Annotated in this window: 13 protein-coding genes; 5 read left to right on the forward strand and 8 right to left on the reverse strand. The window is 74.1% G+C overall.

Annotated elements, in window-relative coordinates; translation table 11 throughout:
- Positions 1–27: 27 nt before the first annotated feature.
- From ACIP82_RS15345 to ACIP82_RS15360, 4 genes are all read right to left on the reverse strand, one after another.
- Positions 28–891 carry a 1,4-dihydroxy-6-naphthoate synthase gene (locus ACIP82_RS15345; RefSeq protein ID WP_363607904.1) on the reverse strand — a complete coding sequence of 288 codons (864 nt, stop codon included), beginning with the start codon at positions 889–891 and terminating at the stop codon, positions 28–30.
- Entirely contained in the window at positions 884–1,633 is a 750-nt protein-coding gene (locus ACIP82_RS15350) for a futalosine hydrolase (protein WP_363607903.1), read from the reverse strand. Before ACIP82_RS15350 ends, ACIP82_RS15345 begins: the two co-directional genes overlap by 8 nt.
- Before the next feature lie 10 nt (positions 1,634–1,643).
- Positions 1,644–2,177, reverse strand: a complete 534-nt coding sequence (locus ACIP82_RS15355; protein WP_400653698.1) for a hypothetical protein — start codon at positions 2,175–2,177, stop codon at positions 1,644–1,646.
- 82 nt (positions 2,178–2,259) lie between these two features.
- Positions 2,260–3,621, reverse strand: a complete 1,362-nt coding sequence (locus ACIP82_RS15360) for an MFS transporter (protein ID WP_400653767.1) — start codon at positions 3,619–3,621, stop codon at positions 2,260–2,262.
- Between the two features lie 551 nt (positions 3,622–4,172).
- Here ACIP82_RS15360 and ACIP82_RS15365 point away from each other — a divergent pair.
- Together ACIP82_RS15365 and ACIP82_RS15370 are read left to right on the forward strand one after the other, a co-directional pair.
- The gene (locus ACIP82_RS15365) at positions 4,173–5,054 is read left to right on the forward strand and encodes a DUF3027 domain-containing protein (RefSeq protein ID WP_363607913.1); all 882 of its coding nucleotides are present in this window, start codon (positions 4,173–4,175) and stop codon (positions 5,052–5,054) included.
- A gap of 183 nt (positions 5,055–5,237) precedes the next feature.
- The gene (locus ACIP82_RS15370) at positions 5,238–8,552 is read left to right on the forward strand and encodes a sacsin N-terminal ATP-binding-like domain-containing protein (protein ID WP_400653699.1); all 3,315 of its coding nucleotides are present in this window, start codon (positions 5,238–5,240) and stop codon (positions 8,550–8,552) included.
- 72 nt (positions 8,553–8,624) lie between these two features.
- Here the strand turns inward: ACIP82_RS15370 and ACIP82_RS15375 are convergent, their stop codons facing one another.
- The 3 genes from ACIP82_RS15375 to ACIP82_RS15385 are packed head-to-tail and all read right to left on the reverse strand — an operon-like array spanning position 8,625 to position 11,803.
- Complete coding sequence (locus ACIP82_RS15375) at positions 8,625–8,867, reverse strand: hypothetical protein (RefSeq protein WP_363607900.1); 243 nt, start codon at positions 8,865–8,867, stop codon at positions 8,625–8,627.
- A 28-nt stretch (positions 8,868–8,895) separates the two neighbouring features.
- Positions 8,896–11,439 (reverse strand): HAD-IC family P-type ATPase, encoded by a 2,544-nt coding sequence (locus tag ACIP82_RS15380; RefSeq protein WP_400653700.1) that lies wholly within the window; start codon positions 11,437–11,439, stop codon positions 8,896–8,898.
- A gap of 52 nt (positions 11,440–11,491) precedes the next feature.
- On the reverse strand, positions 11,492–11,803 hold the full coding sequence (locus ACIP82_RS15385; RefSeq protein WP_363607898.1) for a DUF2530 domain-containing protein: 312 nt from the start codon (positions 11,801–11,803) through the stop codon (positions 11,492–11,494).
- Between the two features lie 226 nt (positions 11,804–12,029).
- Here ACIP82_RS15385 and ACIP82_RS15390 point away from each other — a divergent pair, with 226 nt between their 5' ends.
- Positions 12,030–13,490, forward strand: a complete 1,461-nt coding sequence (locus ACIP82_RS15390; RefSeq protein WP_363607897.1) for an NCS2 family permease — start codon at positions 12,030–12,032, stop codon at positions 13,488–13,490.
- 95 nt (positions 13,491–13,585) lie between these two features.
- On the opposite strand, the gene ACIP82_RS15395 is transcribed toward ACIP82_RS15390, so the two are convergent.
- Positions 13,586–14,761 (reverse strand): PLP-dependent cysteine synthase family protein, encoded by a 1,176-nt coding sequence (locus tag ACIP82_RS15395; RefSeq protein WP_400653701.1) that lies wholly within the window; start codon positions 14,759–14,761, stop codon positions 13,586–13,588.
- Positions 14,762–15,659: 898 nt separating this feature from the next.
- On the opposite strand from ACIP82_RS15395, the gene ACIP82_RS15400 reads away from it, so the two are divergent.
- Together ACIP82_RS15400 and ACIP82_RS15405 are read left to right on the forward strand one after the other, a co-directional pair.
- Positions 15,660–16,532 carry a hypothetical protein gene (locus ACIP82_RS15400; RefSeq protein WP_400653702.1) on the forward strand — a complete coding sequence of 291 codons (873 nt, stop codon included), beginning with the start codon at positions 15,660–15,662 and terminating at the stop codon, positions 16,530–16,532.
- A 117-nt stretch (positions 16,533–16,649) separates the two neighbouring features.
- On the forward strand, positions 16,650–17,573 hold the full coding sequence (locus tag ACIP82_RS15405; protein WP_400653703.1) for a DUF4231 domain-containing protein: 924 nt from the start codon (positions 16,650–16,652) through the stop codon (positions 17,571–17,573).
- Positions 17,574–17,625 lie beyond the last annotated feature (52 nt).

Consider the following 17,625-nt stretch of genomic DNA (forward strand, 5'->3'; position numbering starts at 1 on the left):
CGTCGGACCGGTCGGGCGTCGGACCGCTCAGAAGTCGAGCGCGCCCGGGGCGAGCGGGGGCACCAGCCCCTCGGCGGCGGCCCGGGTGAGCAGTGCGCGCACGGCCGCGTAACCCTCCTCGCCGAGGTCCGCGGTGAACTCGTTCACGTACAGCCCGATGTGCTGCTCCGCGACGGCCGGATCCATTTCCTGCGCGTGCGCCAGCACGTACTCCCGGCCGGCCCGCGGGTCCGCCCAGGCCTGCCGGACGGAGGCGCGGATCGCCTCGCCGATCGCCCGCAGCCGCTCGGCGCCGAGCGAGCGCCGGGCGATGATCGCGCCGAGCGGGATCGGCAGGCCGGTCTCCCGCTCCCAGGCCTCGCCCATGTCGGCGAGGCTGTGCAACCCGTACTGCCGGTACGTGAAGCGGGCCTCGTGGATCACCAGGCCGGCGTCCACCCGGCCGTCCCGGACGGCGGGCATGATCTCGTGGAACGGCAGGACGACGATCTTCCCGAGCCCGCCGGGCACCGCCCTGGCCGCCCAGAGCCGGAACAGCAGGTAGGCGGTGGAGCGTTCGGAGGGCACCGCGACGGTCCGGCCGCTGAGGTCCGCCGGCTCCGGGGTCTCGCCGGCGGGGCCGGGGCGGGTGAGCACCAGGGGCCCGCAGCCCCGGCCGAGCGCGCCGCCGCAGGGCAGCAGGGTGTACTCGTCCAGCACCCAGGGCAGCGCGCCGTAGCTGATCTTGAGGACGTCCAGCTCGCCGCGTTCGGCGAGGCCGTTGGTGATGTCGATGTCCGCGAAGGTGACCTCGGGGGCCTCCGCGCCCGGCACCAGGCCGTGGGCCCAGGCGTGGAAGACGAAGGTGTCGTTCGGGCAGGGCGAGTAGGCGATGCTCAGCCGTTCAGCCACGGCCGGCCTCCTTGAGCAGCTCGGGGTACGGGAGTTCGGCGAAGGCCCGTTCCAGCGCGGCCAGCGCCTCGCCGATCCGCCAGGCGGCCCGGTCGCGCGGGCCCACCGGGTTGGAGACGGTGCGCAGTTCGAACACCGGCACCCCGTGCCGGGCGGCCGCCTCGGCCACCCCGAAGCCCTCCATCGCCTCGGCCACCGCGCGGGGGTGGCGGGCGGTCAGGGCCGCGGCGCGGTCGGCGCCGCCGGTCACCGTGGAGACGGTGAGCACGGTGCCGGTGACGGCCCCCAGTGCCTCGGCGGCGCGGGCCACGGCGGCGGCGGGCGGGGTGTGCCGGACGGTGCCGAAGCCCAGTTCGGTGACGTCGGCGAAGCCCTCGGGGGTCTCGGCGCCCAGGTCGGCGGCGACGATCGCGTCGGCGACCACGGTGGCGCCCACCGGCGCGTGCGGGGCGAAACCGCCGCCGATGCCGGCCGAGACGGCCAGCCCGTAGCGGCGGGCGCCGAGCGCGGCGGACGCGGCCGAGGCGGCGGCGGCCGGTCCGACCCCGCCCGCCAGGACGTCCACCGTCACGCCCGAGGAGTGCTCGGCGCGGTGCAGTTCACCGCCCGGTACCGGCAGCGGGCGGGCGGTACCGGCCAGGCCGCGCAGCACCGCCTCCGCCTCGGCCGGCACCGCGACGACGACGAGCAGCCGGGCCCGCTCGGGGCTCGACCGCTCGTCGGGGAAGGCGTGTGCGGTCATCGGGTGACCGTCAGGCGTCCTTGGTGTTCAGCTGGAAGTACCAGACGCCGTAGATGGCGTCGGGCTGCTTCGGGTCGGCCTCGACCACGGTGATCAGGGTCTTGCCGGAGGCGTTCAGCGCCTTGGAGGCCGGCACCATGCCCGAGAAGGTCGAGTTCTTGGCCGAGGAGGCCAGGATGAAGCGGCCGCCCTGGCTCGTCTGGCCGCCGTTGGTGTTCGCCCACCAGCCGCGGTCGGAGACGGTCGGGGTCACGCCGACGCCGATCCGGTCGCTGGCGACCACGTCGGACTTGGGGAGCCTGCCCTCGTCCAGGGCCTTGCTCGCCTTGTCCTGGCAGTCCTCCTGCTGCTGGTCCGTGAGCGGCTTGCCGTCGTTGAAGCAGAACGGCTCCGCCTCGGTCGAGGAGGTACCGACGGTGAGGGTCGCGCGGTGGTCGCTGGGCGCGGTCTGGCCCGTCGCGTAGGCGATGGACCCGCCGACCGTGCCGGCGCCGATCACGACGACGGCGCCGACGGCGGCGATGACACGGGTGCTGAGGCTCATGCGTCAGAGGCTACCGGGCTTTGCCGGTCACGCTACGCGGGGGTCGGCAACCGCGTGTTGTACCCGGGCGGGGGAGCCCCGCTCAGGCGACCCGGGGCGTGGCCGCCCGGTGGCGCAGCCCCACCTTGAACAGGCTGCGGACCGTCCAGAGCAGCACCACGCCGACCACCCCGGCGGCCACCGAGAGCCCCAGCGCGCCGTCCAGCGGCAGCAGGATGCCGACCGCGCCGCCGGCCACCCAGGACAGCTGGAGCAGCGTCTCCGAGCGGGCGAAGGCCGAGGTCCGCACCGCCTCCGGGACGTCCCGCTGGATCAGCGCGTCCAGCGCCAGCTTGCCCAGCGAGGCCGCCACCCCGGCCGCCCCGGCGACCACCACCACCGTCACCACGCCGTACCAGAGCGCGGCCGCGGCCGTCGCGCAGGTCGCCAGCAGGATCATCGCGGTGATCGTCGCCTCGGTGCCCCGGGTGCGCAGCCACGAACCCAGCACCGAGCCCAGCGCGTTGCCCGTCCCGGCCGCCAGCGCCACCAGGCCGAGCGCCAGGGTCGGCCGCAGGCCGCCGACCGGATCGTCACGGAGCAGGAACGCCAGGAACATCACCAGGAAGCCGACCAGCCAGCGCAGCGCCGACATCGCCCGCAGCGCGAGGATCACCGACGGGCCGACCGTGCGCAGGGTGGCCTTCGGCGGCTGTACGGCGGCGGCCCCGCCGTCGGCGGGCGGCAGGGTGCCCCCGGGTGCCTCGGCGTGCAGGACGGCGCGCTGCTCGCCCTTGGCGGAGTCCACCGCGTGCGGCAGGTGGAAGGCCATCAGGGTGCCGATCACGAAGACCAGGAAGGCGCCGCGCAGCGGCCAGCCCGGGCCGATCAGATGAAGCAGCCCGCCCACCCCCGCCGCGACGCCGGTGGCCAGCAGCCCGGCCAGGGTGACCCGGGAGTTGGCCTTCACGAGCGACAGCCGGCTCGGCAGCAGCCGGGGCACCACGACGCTGCGCACCACCCCGTACGCCTTGGACGCCACCAGGACGCCCAGCGCCTCCGGGTAGAGGGCCAGCCCACCGCCCGCCATCGTGCTCGCCATCGTCCACGCCAGCACCGCGCGGGCCAGCATCGACATCGCCATCGCGGCCCGGCGGCCGTGCGGCAGCCGGTCCAGCAGCGGGCCGATCACCGGGGCCAGGACGGCGAACGGCGCCATGGTGATCAGGAGGTAGAGCGCCACCCGGCCACGGGCCTCGCCGGTCGGCACGGAGAAGAAGATGGTGGACGCCAGCGCGACGGTGATCAGCATGTCGCCGAAGGAGTTCAGCGCGTGCAGTTCGATCAGTTTGGCCAGGCCCGACTCGCCGGCGCCCTCGGCGGAGGTCGCCTTGCGGATCCGGCGGCCGGTGCCGTGCACCACCCGCCCGGTCTGGACGCCGGCGGCGGAGGCGGAGCGGACCAGGAAGTTGCGGCGGGGTCCCTCGGTCGCGTCGGCCCCGTCGGCCTCGTCGGTCCCGTCCGGCGCGGCGGGATCCGCCGGATCCGCGGGAGAGCCCGCAGGGCGCCGGCCGGGTGCGGGCGCCCCGGATGCGCCCACTGGCGGCGGTTCACCCGCGCCGAGGGCCGAAGACTGCTGTCGCGGCACGGCGTCCGCCTCGTCGGGGCTGCCTGCCTGCGAGGGGCGCAGTGCGTGCTGCGACGGGTGTTCGTCCGCCACAAGCCCATCCTGCCCCAGAATCGGGAACGCAACGCGGGATTCCGCTCCGCTCGGCGCGGCCCGATCGGCCCCGGCGGACGCCCCGGACTGTGCCGGGTGGCCGCCCGGCGGGTAGCCTGCCCAAGGTCCGCCCGAAGGCCCCGCCGGTGCCGGCCGGACGGACGGGCGGCGCGGCCGGTACCCGCAGCGGCCCGTGGTCGCGCAGAATGGACGAGGGACACCAAGCCGCGACGGACCATGCAACACGCCGTGGGCAACAGAAGAACTGGGAGAGAATCGACGCCGTGAGTGCTGCGATGCGAAGCCGTACCCCCGATCGGCTCTGTGCCGAGGCCGTCGAACTCGCCCGGCAGGCAGCGGACGAGGCCGTCGGACCGGAAACCGTAGGGGCGCACCTCGGTGTCCAGGCGGACGCCGACCGCGTCGTCACCCACACCTTCGAGTGCCTCGACGCCGCCTACCGAGGCTGGCACTGGGCCGTCACCGTGGCCCGCGCCCCGCGCGCCAAGAACGTCACCCTGGACGAGGTCGTGCTGCTGCCCGGTCCGGACGCCGTCCTCGCACCGCAGTGGGTGCCGTGGAGCGAGCGGCTGCGCCCCGGCGACATGGGCCCGGGCGACCTGCTCCCCACCGACGCCGACGACCTGCGCCTGGAGCCGGGCTGGACCGGCGAGGACGAACTGGCGCCGAACTCCGCGGTCGCGCTGGCGGCCGAGGAGGACGTGGTCGTCACCGACCCGCACATCCAGCCCGCCCCGGCCCGCGCCCAGATCAGCGCCGTCGCCGAGGAGCTCGGCCTGGGCCGCAGCCGGGTGCTCTCCCGGCTCGGCCTGCACCTCGCCGCCGACCGCTGGGAGAAGACGCACGGCGCGCAGACCCCGATGGCACAGGCCGCCCCCGCCTCCTGCAACAGCTGCGGCTTCCTGATCCCGATCGGCGGCTCGCTCGGCCAGGCCTTCGGCGTCTGCGGCAACGAGTTCGGCCCGGCCGACGGCCAGATCGTCTCCTTCGCGTACGGCTGCGGCGGGCACTCCGAGGCCGCCGTCATCCCGGCCCCGCCGGCGCCGTCCGAGCTGATCCTGGACGAGCTGGTGGTCGAGCCGCTGCAGCTCCACCCGGACCGCCTGTCGGGCTCGGTCGAGCCGGACGCCCCCGCCGAGGAGCTCGGTCACTCCTGAGCCCGTACCGCCCGCGGCCCGCCCACCCCCGAGGTGCGGCGGGCCGCGGCGTGTCCGGCCCGGCGGGTGCGGCCCCCGGGGGCGCGGCCGGTGTGCCGGAGCCCGTCGCGGTCGGGAGCACTGCCCGGGGCAGGGAAGAATGCCCCCGTACGAAGTACAGGGCGGCGGAAGGTGGCAGGTCCAGTGGAACCTCGGATCATCGGCAGCGGCACGGGCGGACACCTCGCGGACCTCTTCGGCAGTGCCGGGCTGCGCCGCCGGGTGCTGGACGCCTGGGCCGCCTCCCCGGCCCGGTTCCGGGAGGACGCCAACGCCGAGGAGGAGCTCGCCCTCGGCGGTTACCGCGACCGGCTGGTCGTCGAGTTGGCGCAGAACGCCGCCGACGCCGCCGTCCGGGCCGGCGGCGGTCCCGGCCGGCTGCGGCTCACCTTCGCCGGTGGTGTGCTCGCCGCGGCCAACACCGGCGCCCCGCTGGACGCCGCCGCCGTCGAGTCGCTGTCCACCCTGCGCGCCTCGTCCAAGCGGGACGCGGCCGGCCCCGAGGCGCCCACCGTCGGCCGGTTCGGCGTCGGCTTCGCCGCCGTCCTCGCCGTGACCGACGAGCCCGCCGTGCTCGGCGCCGCAGGCGGGGTGCGCTGGTCGCTGGGCGAGGCCCGCGCGCTGGCCGAGGAGCAGCCCGCGCTGGCCGAGGAGCTGCGCCGCCGGGACGGCCATGTGCCGCTGCTGCGGCTGCCGTTCGCGGCCGAGGGCCCGGCCCCCGACGGATACGACACCGTGGTCGTCCTGCCGCTGCGCGACGCCGCCGCCGAGGACCTCACCCGCCGGCTGCTGGCCGGTATCGACGACGCCCTGCTGCTCACCCTCCCCGGCCTCGCCGAGGTCGTGGTGGAGACCCCGGACGGCACCCGCACGCTCACCCGCTCCGCCGCCGAGCCGCGCCCGGACGGGGTCGTCGAGGTCACCGTCACCGACGACGCCGGCGGGCGGTCCCGGCGGACCGTCTGGCAGACCGCCGGAGCCTCCGGCCCGCTGGACGCCGCGCTGCTCGCCGACCGCCCCACCGAGGAACGCGCCCGCCCGCACTGGACGGTGACCTGGGCCGTCCCGGTCGCCGCCGACGGCACCCCGCAGCCGACCGGCATCGAACCGGTGCTGCACGCCCCCACCCCCAGCGACGAGCCGCTCGGTCTGCCCGCGCTGCTGATCGCCTCCTACCCGCTGGACTCCACCCGTCGGCACGTCGCCCCCGGCCCGCTCGCCGACTTCCTCACCGAGCGCGCCGCCGACTGCTACGCCGACCTGCTGCGCGCCCGTGGCGGCGACCTGGGCTCGCTCGGCCTCGTCCCCGGCCCGCTGGGCCAGGGCGCGCTGGACAACGCGCTGCGGGCCGCCGTCCTCGGCCGGCTGCCCGGCACGCCGTTCCTGCCGCACCCGACGCCCGTCGAGGAGGGCACGCCCGCGCTGCGCCCCCGGGACGCCACGCTGCTGGAGGGCGCGGACGGTTCGGTGGTCGAGGCGCTGGCGCCGATCTTCCCCGGGCTGCTGCCGGCCGGCCTGGAGCGCCGCAGCGAGCTGCGGGTGCTGAACGTGCGCCGGGTCCCGCTCGCCGAGGTGGTCGACCAGCTCGGCGGTCTGGACCGCGAGCCCGCCTGGTGGCGCAACCTGTACGCGGCGCTCGGCGCGGCCGACCCGGAGGCGCTCGGCGCGCTGCCCGTCCCGCTCGCCGACGGGCGGACGGTCACCGGTCCGCGCCGCGTCCTGCTGCCCTCCGAGGACGCCGACTGGGCCGCCTACCCCGGCTACCCCGAGTCGCTGGCCGGCGCGCTCGCCCTGCTCGACCTGCGGCTCGCCCACCCCGAGGCGGCCCACCCGCTGCTCGCCAGGCTCGGTGCGGCCACCGCCACCCCGGCCGGCGTCCTGGACACCCCCGAGGTGCGGGCCGCCGTCGCCCGCTCCTACGAGCTGGCCGAGGACGACCTGGACGCCGCCGTGGACCTCGCCGACTCGGTGCTCGCCCTGGTCAGGGCGGCCGCCCCGGCGGCCGGGGAACACCCGTGGCTGGCCCGGCTGGCGCTGCTGGACGACGAGGGCGAGCCGGCCCGCGCGGGCGAGCTGATCCTGCCCGACAGCCCGTTCGCGGCCCTCGCCCGGGAGGACGAGGCCGGGTGGGTGGACGACGAGCTGCTGGACCGCTGGGGCCCCGAAGTCCTCACCGCCGTCGGCGTGCTGGCCGACTTCGTCCTGGTCAGGGCCGAGGACGTGGTGCTCGACCCGGACGACCTGGAGCGGCTCGACCCGACCGTCCCCGCCGACCGCGCCGCCGGCGGCCACCCCACCGGGCTGCTCGACGAGGCGCCCGACGGGCTGGCCGAATGGGCCGAGGACGCCCTGGAGGCGCTGCACGCCGACGACGCCGACACCGCGGGCGTCCCGCCGGTCGCCGCCGAACTGCTGGCCGTCCGCGACCTCGACCTGGTGGACGACGACGCCTGGCCGCAGGCGCTGGCCGCGCTCGCCCGGCCGCCGTACCGGGACGCGGTGGTCAACCCCGTCCGCACCCTGCTGCCGGACGGCTCCTACACCGACCTGCCGCCGTACACGGCCTGGTGGCTGCGCGACCACCCGGTGCTGGACGGCCGGGAGCCGGCCGGTCTGCGCGCGGCCGGGGCCGACCCGCTGCTGCGCGGCCTCTACGAGGAGGCCAGGACCAGCCTGGACGAGCAGTTCCTGCACGCGCTCGGCGTGCGCACCACGCTGACCGCGCTGCTGGCCGAACCGCACGGCCCGGACGAGGTGCTGGACCGGCTCGTCGACCCGGCGTCCGAGATCGGCCACCGCCAACTGCACGGTATCCACAGCGCGTTGGCCCGTGTGCCGGTCGAGCGGATCGACCCGCTGGACGTGGTGCGGGCGTTGCCGCCACTGGATCCGGACACCGGCCGCCGCCCGGCGCACACGGTGATCGTCGACGCCACCGAGGCGGTCGTCGCCGACGCCCCCGACCTGGTCCAACTGCTGCACCCGTACCCGCTGTTGCCGGTGGCCCCGGCACTCGCGGCCGACCTCGCCGAGCGGCTGCACGTCTCGCTCGCCAGCGAGGTGGCCGGCGGCCGGGTGCTCTCCGAGGGCCGGCTGCACCGCGTTCCGGCCGTGGTCCGCGAGCTGCTGCCCGGCTGCCCGGTCGCCTACGAGGAGCACGACGAGCTGCTGGTGGTCGGCCCGGACGGCAACGAGGCGGCCGTGGACTGGCGTTGGGACACCTCGGCGGACACCCCCGAGGCGCCGTACGACCCGGACGAGGCCGAAGCGGCGGACGAGGACGACGAGTTCGAGCTGCCGCCGGTGCCCGGGCTGCTGCACGCCGCCACTCCGGAGGGGCTGGCGGCCGGTCTGGCCTGGTCGGTCGGTCAGTGGCACCGCCGGTTCGAGGTGCTGGCCGCGCTCACCGAGCCCGACCGGGCCTACGAGCTGTCCGCCGCCCGGGACTTCGAGGGCTGACGCGGGCTCCTGGCGGTTCCTGGCGCACCGGGCCGGTCAACTGCCGCGCCGGTCGGCCTCGGTGCCCTGGCCCTACGGCCGGTCGTCTCCCGGCCCGGGGCGGCGCCGGCCGGCCCGGGGCAGCAGCCGGCGGTAGATCCCGACCGTGCTGCTCAGCCAGGCCGTCACCATCAGCACCTTGGCCGCGTCCCGCTGCCAGGGGGCCGGCTCGATCAGCGCGCCGATCCCCGCCAGCGCCAGGGCCAGCAGCCCGACCGTCAGCACTCCGCCGAGGAAGGCGGTGAACGCCTCCAGCTCCCTGCCACCGCGCGCCATTCGGCCCCCTTCCCGGGGCCATCATCCGCTATTCGGCCGACTTCCGCCGCATGATCCGCCAGACCACTTCCAGCATCAGACCGGCCGTCACGGCGATGCCGACGCCGACCAGCGGGTCGCGGGTGCCGACCAGCGAGAGCTGGAAGAAGTCCGACAGCCAGGGCACCAGCAGCACCAGGGCGAACGCCCCGCCCATCGTCCCGATCAGCAGCAGCCGCCACCAGTTGTACGGGCGGGCCACGATCGCCAGCACCCAGATCGCGACCAGGAACAGCGTCAGGGTGGCGACGCTGCTGTCGGCCTTGAGGTCGGTGGCGTGGTCGGACCGGGCCAGCGCGTACGCCGTGAAGGTCGCGGTACCGGCGATGATCCCGCCCGGGACGGCCAGCCGCAGCACCCGCTTCACAAAGCCGGTCCTGGCCCGCTCGCTGTTGGGCGCGAGCGCCAGGAAGAAGGCCGGCACGCCGATGGTGAGGGTGGAGAGCACGGTGGAGTGGCGGGGGAGGAACGGGTACGGCGAGTGGGCGCAGATCACCAGCAGGGCGAGCAGCACCGAGTACACCGTCTTCACCAGGAAGAGGCCGGCCACCCGCTCGATGTTGCCGATCACCCGGCGGCCCTCGGCGACCACCGAGGGGAGGGTGGCGAAGGAGTCGTCGAGCAGCACGATCTGGGCGACGGCCTTGGTCGCGTCGCTGCCGGTGCCCATGGCCACGCCGATGTCGGCGTCCTTGAGCGCCAGCACGTCGTTGACGCCGTCGCCGGTCATCGCCACGGTGTGCCCGCGCGACTGCAGGGCGCCGACCAGCTCGCGCTTCTGCTGCGGGGTGACCCGGCCGAAGACGGTGGTCCGCTCGGCGGCGTCGGCGAACTCCTCCGGCTCGGCGGGCAGCGTCCGGGCGTCCATCGGGTGGTCGGCGCCGGGCAGGCCGAGGTGGGAGGCGACCGCGCCGACCGAGACGGCGGCGTCGCCGGAGATCACCTTGGCCTGGACCTGCTGCCCCTCGAAGTAGCGCAGGGTGTCGGCGGCGTCCTCGCGCAGCCGCTGCTGGAGCACCACCAGGGCGAGCGGCCGGAGGTCGGCGGCCGGGTCCGGGGCGTCCAGCGGGACGGTGGTGCGGCCGAGCAGCAGCACCCGCAGGCCCTTGGCGCCCAGCTCGTCCACCTCGGCGAGGGCGGGGTGCCCGGCGGGCAGCAGGACGTCGGGCGCGCCGAGCAGCCAGCTGGCCTCGCCGCCCTGCGGCTCCAGCAGCTGTACGCCGCTCCACTTGCGGGCGGAGGAGAACGGCATCGCCTCGATCACGCGCCAGCCGCCGGCCGCGGTGTTGCCGCCGGTGCCGTTTCCGTCGCCGCTGCCGGCGCCGTCGCCGCTGCCGTAGGCGTCGATGACGGCCTGCATGGACGGGTTGGGCCGGGCGTCGGCGCCGGCCATCACCGCGAGCGCCCGTTTGATCGTCTCCGCCTCGTCCGGGCGGCCCTGGCCGCTCCGGCCGGCCTGGTCCTCCTGGTCCTCCTGGTCCTCCTGCGCGTCCTGGCCGCCCTGGCCGTCGGCCAGGACGCGCAGGTCGATGACGTCCATGCCGCCCTCGGTGAGGGTGCCGGTCTTGTCCAGACAGACGGTGTCCACCCGGGCCAGCCCCTCGATCGCGGGCAGCTCCTGCACCAGGCACTGCTTGCGGCCGAGCCGGACGACCCCGATCGCGAAGGCGACGGAGGTCAGCAGGACCAGCCCCTCGGGCACCATCGGCACGATGCCGGCCACCATCCGGCGAACGGCCTCCCGCCAGTCGCGCCCCTCGACCGCCAGCTGGCTGATGATCAGCCCGATCGCGGTCGGCACCAGCAGCCAGGTGATGAACCGCAGGATGCTGTTGATACCGCTGCGCAGCTCCGACTTCACCAGGGTGAACCGGCTGGCCTCCTCGGCCAGCTGCGCCGCGTACGCCGCGCGGCCGACCTTGGTGGCGGTGAAGGCGCCCGCGCCGGCCACCACGAAGCTGCCGGACATCACCTGGTCGCCGGGCTGCTTGAGGACGGAGTCGGGCTCGCCGGTGAGCAGGGACTCGTCGATCTCCAGGCCGTCGGCCTCGGTGACCTCGCCGTCGACGATCACCTTGTCGCCGATGCCGAGCAGCACGGTGTCGTCCAGCACGATCCCGCCGACGGCGATCTGCTGGACCGTGCCGTCCCGGCGGACCTGCGGTCTGGCCTCGCCGATCAGCGCGAGGCTGTCCAGGGTCTTCTTGGCGCGCAGTTCCTGGATGATCCCGATCGCCGTGTTGGCCACGATCACCAGGCCGAACAGGCCGTCCTGGAGCGGTCCGACGATCAGGATGATCCCGAACATGACGCCGATGAGCGCGTTGAACCGGGTGAAGACGTTGGCCCGGACGATCTCCCGGGTGGAACGGCTGGACCGGACGGGCACGTCGTTGACGTCCCCCCGCGCGACCCGTTCGGCGACCTCGGCGGAGGTCAGCCCGCCTCGCCGACCGGGCAGCAGCCCGAGTGGGTGGGCGCCGTCGGGCCGGTCTCCGGGCGTCTCTTCCTCGGGATGCGCTGGGTGCGTCATGGCACCGACTCTACGGGCGCCTTATGTCCGGTGCGTGCTACTAAAGGACTATTCAGTCCGACCGGGTGGCCGGGTTCTGGCCGTTCTCCCCGTCGGCCTGTCCGGCCTCCGCCCCGGCCGCGGCGGCGCGGTCGCGGGCGATCGCGGCCCGGCGGGCGCGGCAGTACCAGAGGCCGATCAGGCCGAGGACGGCGCCGGACAGGCAGATCCACGGCCAGTTGCCGTGGCCCTGCTCGGAGAGGGTGCCCTGGAAGGGGAGCAGCACCAGGAAGGCGACGAACCACAGCACCGTGCCGCCGCCGACGATGGCGACGTCGTTGGCCTCCAGCGGCGGGGGAGAGGGGTGCAGTGGCGTCTTGGGCATGGGGCCTAGCGTACGGGGCGGCGCCCGGTTGTCCGAGACCCCGCCGGGCCCCGTCGTTCTACGCGCGAAGATAGCGCGTGTGCGATCGGGGAATTCATACTTGAGGTTCCGGTTGGCCGTGCCATGCTCAGCGCGACTGTGTCTGCGTCCGCCCCGCCGGGCCGCCCGGCCACCGTCGCTCCGGGTGTCTCCCCTCTCCTCAGCCCCCACAAGAGGACGCACGCCCATGTCAACGGCCCAGCCGACCACCGAGTCGCCCGAGCCTGCCCCCACGGTGCCCACTCCCCCGAACGGCACCCTGGACCGCTTCTTCCGCATCTCCGAGCGCGGCTCCAGCCTGCCGCGCGAGATCCGGGGCGGTGTCGCCACCTTCTTCACGATGGCGTACATCCTGGTGCTCAACCCGATCATCCTGGCGAGCGCCACGGACATGACCGGGGCCCACCTGGACAGCGCCCAGCTGGTCACCGCCACCGCGCTCACCGCCGGCCTCACCACCCTGCTGATGGGTGTGATCGGCAACGTCCCGATCGGTCTGGCGGCCGGCCTCGGCGTCAACACCATCGTGGCCCTCCAGCTCGCCCCCAAGATGACCTGGCCGGACGCCATGGGCATGGTGGTCCTGGCCGGCTTCGCGATCATGCTGCTGGTCGCCACCGGTCTGCGCGAGCGGGTCATGAACGCCGTGCCGCTCGGCCTGCGCAAGGCCATCGCGATCGGTATCGGTCTGTTCATCAGCCTGGTCGGGCTGGTCGACTCCGGCTTCGTCAGCCGCATCCCGGACGCCGCCCACACCACCGTCCCGCTCCAGCTCGGCGCCAACGGGCACCTCCTCGGCTGGCCCGTGCTGATCTTCGTGCTGGGCCTGCTGCTGACCCTGGTCCTGCTGGTCCGCAAGGTGCCCGGCGCGATCCTGATCAGCATCGTGGCGATGACCGGCCTCGCCGTGGTCATCGACAAGATCGCCGACGTCCCCGCCCTGAAGTGGGGCCTCACCGTCCCGTCCTGGCCCGGCAACCCGGTCGCCGCGCCCGACTTCGGCCTGGTCGGCAAGGTGAGCCTGTTCGGCGGCTTCGAGAAGGTCGGGGTCCTGACCGGGATCCTGTTCGTCTTCACCGTCCTGATGTCCTGCTTCTTCGACGCGATGGGCACCATCCTCGGCGTCGCCGACGAGGCCCACCTGCTGGACGAGAAGGGCGACCTGCCCGGCATCAACAAGATCCTGATGGTGGACGGCATCGCCACCGCCGCCGGCGGCGCGACCTCCTCCTCCGCCAACACCTGCTTCGTCGAGTCGACGGCGGGCGTCGGTGAGGGCGCGCGCACCGGGTTCGCGTCCATCGTCACCGGCGCGCTCTTCCTGGTCGCGCTCTTCCTCACCCCGCTCGCCACCATGGTCCCCGCCCAGGCCGCCACCCCGGCCCTGGTCACGGTCGGCTTCCTGATCCTGGCCAACTCGATCAAGGAGATCGACTGGGCCGACTACACGATCGCGATCCCGGCCTTCGTCACCATCGTGATGATGCCCTTCACCTACTCGATCACCAACGGCATCGGCTTCGGCTTCATCACCTTCTGCGTGCTGCGCCTCGCCGCCGGCCGCGGCCGGAGCGTCCCGGTGCCGCTCTACGGGGTGGCGGCGGTCTTCGCCTTCTACTACCTGATGCCGGCCCTCGGCCTGCTCTGACGCCTACGTCCTTCGTGAGCCCTCCCGCGCGTCGCGCGGGAGGGCTCACGGCGTTCGCGGTCGGCCCGAGTAGCGGTTTCCGGCGGCGGGTCGCGTCACATGTTCCAGAGGACGGTGGCCGGCCGGGGCGTGGGCTCGACGTCGACGGGCGGGTGCCAGCCGCCGGTCTTGAAGAACTCCTCGATGGTGGGGACCCAGGGCTTGTAGTCGATCCCCTTCTCCTTCAGCCAGGCGTCGTCGTAGTACTCCTTCTGGTAGCGGTCGGCGGAGTCGCACATCAGGGTGGCGACCTTTCCGCTCCGGCCGCTCTCCTGCATCGTGAGCAGGATCCGGATCGCCCCGAACAGGCCGGTGCCGGTCGACGGCCCGGCCTTGATGCCCCACCCGGCGTCGGCGGCCACCCGCATGGTCGCCACGGACGCCGCGTCGTGCACCTGGATCATCCGGTTGACCATGGGGAACAGGAACGACGGCTCGACCTCCGGCCGGCCGATCCCTTCGATCCGCGAACCCTGGTCCTTCACCGTGCGGTCGTCGTCGCGCCAGCCGCGGAAGTACGCCGAGTGGTCCGGGTCCGTGACGCAGACCCGCAGCCTGGTCTGGGCGTACCTGGCGTAGCGGCCCACCGAGGTCGCCGTGCCGCCGGTGCCCGCGCCCATGACGAACCAGTCCAGTTCCGGCACCGCGCCGAGCAGTTCCGGCGCGAGGCCGTGCTCGCCGCGCCAGTCGTAGGCCCGCTCGGCATAGGTGAACTGGTCCAGGAAGTAGCCCTTCTTCGTCACCGCCAACGCCTGGGCCTGGGCGACGATGTCGCCCTTCACCGGGACCGGGGTGCCGCCGTACTGCTTGATCAGCTCCAGCTTCTCCTTCGAGGTGCTCTCCGGCACCACCGCGTAGAACTCGATGCCGAGCTGCTGGCAGTACCACGCCTCGGAGACGGCGGTCGAGCCGCTGGACGCCTCGATCGCGGGCGTCTTGGCGGTCAGCTGCCCGCTGGCGAGGGCGTTGGTGAGCAGCGCCTCGGCGAGGCGGTGCTTGTGGCTGCCGGAGGGCTGCTCGGACTCCTTCTTGATGTGCAGCTCCAGTCCCGCGAGCTTCGGTGGCAGCGGGATCCGCTGCACCGGCGTCTTCAGGGGCTGAAGCTTCTCCCGGATCAGCTGGATGCGGGTGTCGACCCACTGGCGGTCGTCCGGGTAGACGTCCGAGATGTCGTCGTCATCGTTCTGGTCCCCCGGGGTCCCGCCCGTTGTCACGCGCTGTGCCACGCTCATCTGCGTCCTCCACCGGTCCGGCATCCACCGCCCACGGGAGAGGGCGGAATGACGCCATCCCTAGCAGTCCGGGCGTCCGTCGGGTGGGACGCGCGGGGCGGAGCCGTGCGCACATCACCTGTGCGGTGGAACGCCGGCCCGGTTCGGCGGCAACCGCGTTGACGGCCAAGGCGGTTGTCCGCCGGGCGGACCTGCCCCCGGGCAGGCGCCCTGGTGGGCCGACGCGATCGGTGGCTACATTCGGCCGTGGCAGTGCCGAAGCGGATGCTTCTTGCCCGGGGAGGCCTGATGGTGCGTGGGTGGATCCGGCGGGCGCGGCGGACGGTTGCCGTCCTCGCAGTGTTGTGCGGGGTGCCGGCGGGCTCGCCGGGGGTAGGCGAGGCGGCCGAACAGGGCGTCTTGCCGGGCCAGTTGACGGTGAGTGCAGCCCGCACCAGCCCCGGGTCGGTCGACGCGGGAGGCGTCTACAACTACGTTCCCTCGGTGATGCGGGACGGGCTGTACCGGATGTGGTGGTGCGGGTCGGACGCGGCCCACCCGGGCGACCACATCTTCTACGCCGAGTCGTCCTCGCTGGACGGCCCGTTCCACGCCCGCGGCAGCAACGCCCCCTACCAGGTGGTCTTCTCGCCCACCGGCGGGGCGACCTTCGACGGGCAGCACACCTGCGATCCGTCGGTGCTGAGGGTCAACGGCATCTACTACCTGTACTACGGCGGCCTGCGCGGGCCGGGGGGCGTCCACCGGGATCGGGGTCGCCACCAGCGCCGACGGCATCAACTGGACCAGGGCCAACGGGGGTGCGCCGATCGTCACCCCGGCCTACCGGCAGGACACCGGAAACGGCTATGGCGCCGGCCAGCCGGCCGTCTCGTACCTGGACGGGCGCTTCTACCTCATGTACACCGACACCACCGGGGCGGCCTCCTCGCCGAAGAACGGCCAGGGCTTCCCCGAAGGCGCGGGCCAGTACCTCCTGCGGTCCGCCGATCCGGGCTTCCAGTCCGGGGTGGAGGAGCTGACCGCCGGCGGCTTCCAGCCCCGGACGGCGGCCAACCACACGGCGTACAACGGCATCGGCAACTACTACAGCGTCGACCTGCAGTACAGCGACGCCCTGGACTCGTGGATCGTGGCGCACTCCGACGGCCCCGACTCCAGGCTGACCTTCCTCTCGCCCGACTTCTCGTCCCGGACCTTCGCCGATGTCGCCATGCCGCGGTCCGTGGTCGAAGGGCCGGGGCTGGTCTCGCGGCCGGACCGGCACGCGGTCGCTCCGGTCGGCGGCCGATGCGGCGTCGTCCCGGTCGACATCGTCAACGCGACCGCCAGCCCCGTCGCTCCGACCGGCCTCGCGCATGCGGGCGTGGACGTGTCGGCGGGTCGGTCCTGCGCATCGATGGCTCCCGGCCAGGTCGCCCGGGTGTTCGAAGGCTATGGCATCCAGGTGCCCGGTCTGCCGCCGGCGTTCATCGACGGAGGCCTGCGGCTGCAGTCCGCCGGTCTCCCGCCGATCCAGGACGTGACCAGGAACTTCGTCCTCACCACCCCCGAGGTCTTCTACAGCATCCCCTACGGGGCCTCGCTGTTCGTCGGGCAGACGGTGGTGGGTGCGCCGGGCCGGCCGGCGGCCTTCCTGCTGGACAACTCCACCAAGTGGCCGATCAGCGCCCTGAAGATCATCACCGACAACGGCTCGACGATCACCATGGTCGGTACGGCGCAGTACGACGCCTGCCCGAGTGGGCCCGCCCTCTACCTGGTGCAGTAGTGGTCGCCGGGCGGGTGGACAACCGCCGGTTGACGGGGAGTTCCAAAAAGGTCCCTGTGTAGGGAAGTTGACGGCGGGCATACTGCCTGGACGGGAGACGTGGAGGGGGCGCGGCCGATGGTGCAACAGGATCCGCCCGGGGGAGACGAGGCGAAGCTGCTGCCTGAGCTGTTCTGGACGGCCGACAAGGCGTCCCTGGACGGCCAGCGCGAGACGCTGCGCTGGTACCGGGGGCTGATCGCGATGCTGGTGGTCGCGGCGGTGGTGGGCTCGCTGCCGGGGCCCGAGCACCGGGGGGACAGCGACATCACGCCGCTCTTCTCGGTGGTGGCGTTCCTCGTCGCGGGCTACTTCTGGTCCCGGCTGCGGCGCGGCAACCCGCAGGGGCGCTGGTACGAGGCCAGGGCGGCGGCCGAGTCGGTGAAGACGCTGGCCTGGAAGTACTCGATGCGGGCGCGGCCGTTCGACGGCGAGGCGGAGTCGGCGGAGGTGGACCACGGCTACCTGCTCCAACTGGAGGACGTGCTAAGGGCCTTCGAGGACCCGGAGATCGTGCCGCCGGGCACCGTTCCGGAGATCACCGCGGAGATGCGCCGGGTCCGGTCCGACAGCCTGATCGCACGCCGAACGCTCTATCTGCGCACCCGGGTCGAGGGCCAGCGCACCTGGTACCGCTCGCGGGCCGAGGCGTGCGAGTCGCAGGCGGTGTCCTGGGGGCTGGGCATCGCCACGCTGATCATCGTCGGTGCGGCGGCGGCGATCGCGCAGGCGGTCGGCGCGCTGCCGGTGCACATCTTCGGCGCCAGCTCGGCCGCGGCCGCGGCGGTGATCGCCTGGACCCAGCTGAAGCAACTGCGTCCGCTGGCCGCCGCGTACCAACTGGCCGCGCGTGAGCTGGAGAACGTCGGCAACCAGCTCTCCGACCTCGACCTGAAGGCTCCGGACGCCGAGGCGCGCTGGGGCCGGCTGGCCGCGGAGGCGGAGGACGCGGTCTCACGCGAGCACACCACCTGGCGGGCCCGCCGCGCCTTTCCGCGCTGAGACGGGGCGCGCGGGGCGCTTTGCGGGAACAGGGGGTCGTGAGGAGTTCAAG

Origin of the sequence: Kitasatospora sp. NPDC088548, from assembly GCF_044753005.1 — a bacterium.
In the GTDB taxonomy this organism is placed as follows: Bacteria; Actinomycetota; Actinomycetes; order Streptomycetales; family Streptomycetaceae; genus Kitasatospora.

Coding starts and splice junctions, on each gene's coding strand:
- ACIP82_RS15350 (WP_363607903.1), bottom strand. CDS start 1,633: ATGACCGCACACGCCTTCCCCGACGAGCGGTCGAGCCCCGAGCGGGCC.
- ACIP82_RS15355 (WP_400653698.1), bottom strand. CDS start 2,177: ATGAGCCTCAGCACCCGTGTCATCGCCGCCGTCGGCGCCGTCGTCGTG.
- ACIP82_RS15365 (WP_363607913.1), top strand. CDS start 4,173: ATGCGAAGCCGTACCCCCGATCGGCTCTGTGCCGAGGCCGTCGAACTC.
- ACIP82_RS15375 (WP_363607900.1), bottom strand. CDS start 8,867: ATGGCGCGCGGTGGCAGGGAGCTGGAGGCGTTCACCGCCTTCCTCGGC.
- ACIP82_RS15380 (WP_400653700.1), bottom strand. CDS start 11,439: ATGACGCACCCAGCGCATCCCGAGGAAGAGACGCCCGGAGACCGGCCC.
- ACIP82_RS15385 (WP_363607898.1), bottom strand. CDS start 11,803: ATGCCCAAGACGCCACTGCACCCCTCTCCCCCGCCGCTGGAGGCCAAC.
- ACIP82_RS15390 (WP_363607897.1), top strand. CDS start 12,030: ATGTCAACGGCCCAGCCGACCACCGAGTCGCCCGAGCCTGCCCCCACG.
- ACIP82_RS15395 (WP_400653701.1), bottom strand. CDS start 14,761: ATGAGCGTGGCACAGCGCGTGACAACGGGCGGGACCCCGGGGGACCAG.
- ACIP82_RS15400 (WP_400653702.1), top strand. CDS start 15,660: ATGTACACCGACACCACCGGGGCGGCCTCCTCGCCGAAGAACGGCCAG.
- ACIP82_RS15405 (WP_400653703.1), top strand. CDS start 16,650: ATGGTGCAACAGGATCCGCCCGGGGGAGACGAGGCGAAGCTGCTGCCT.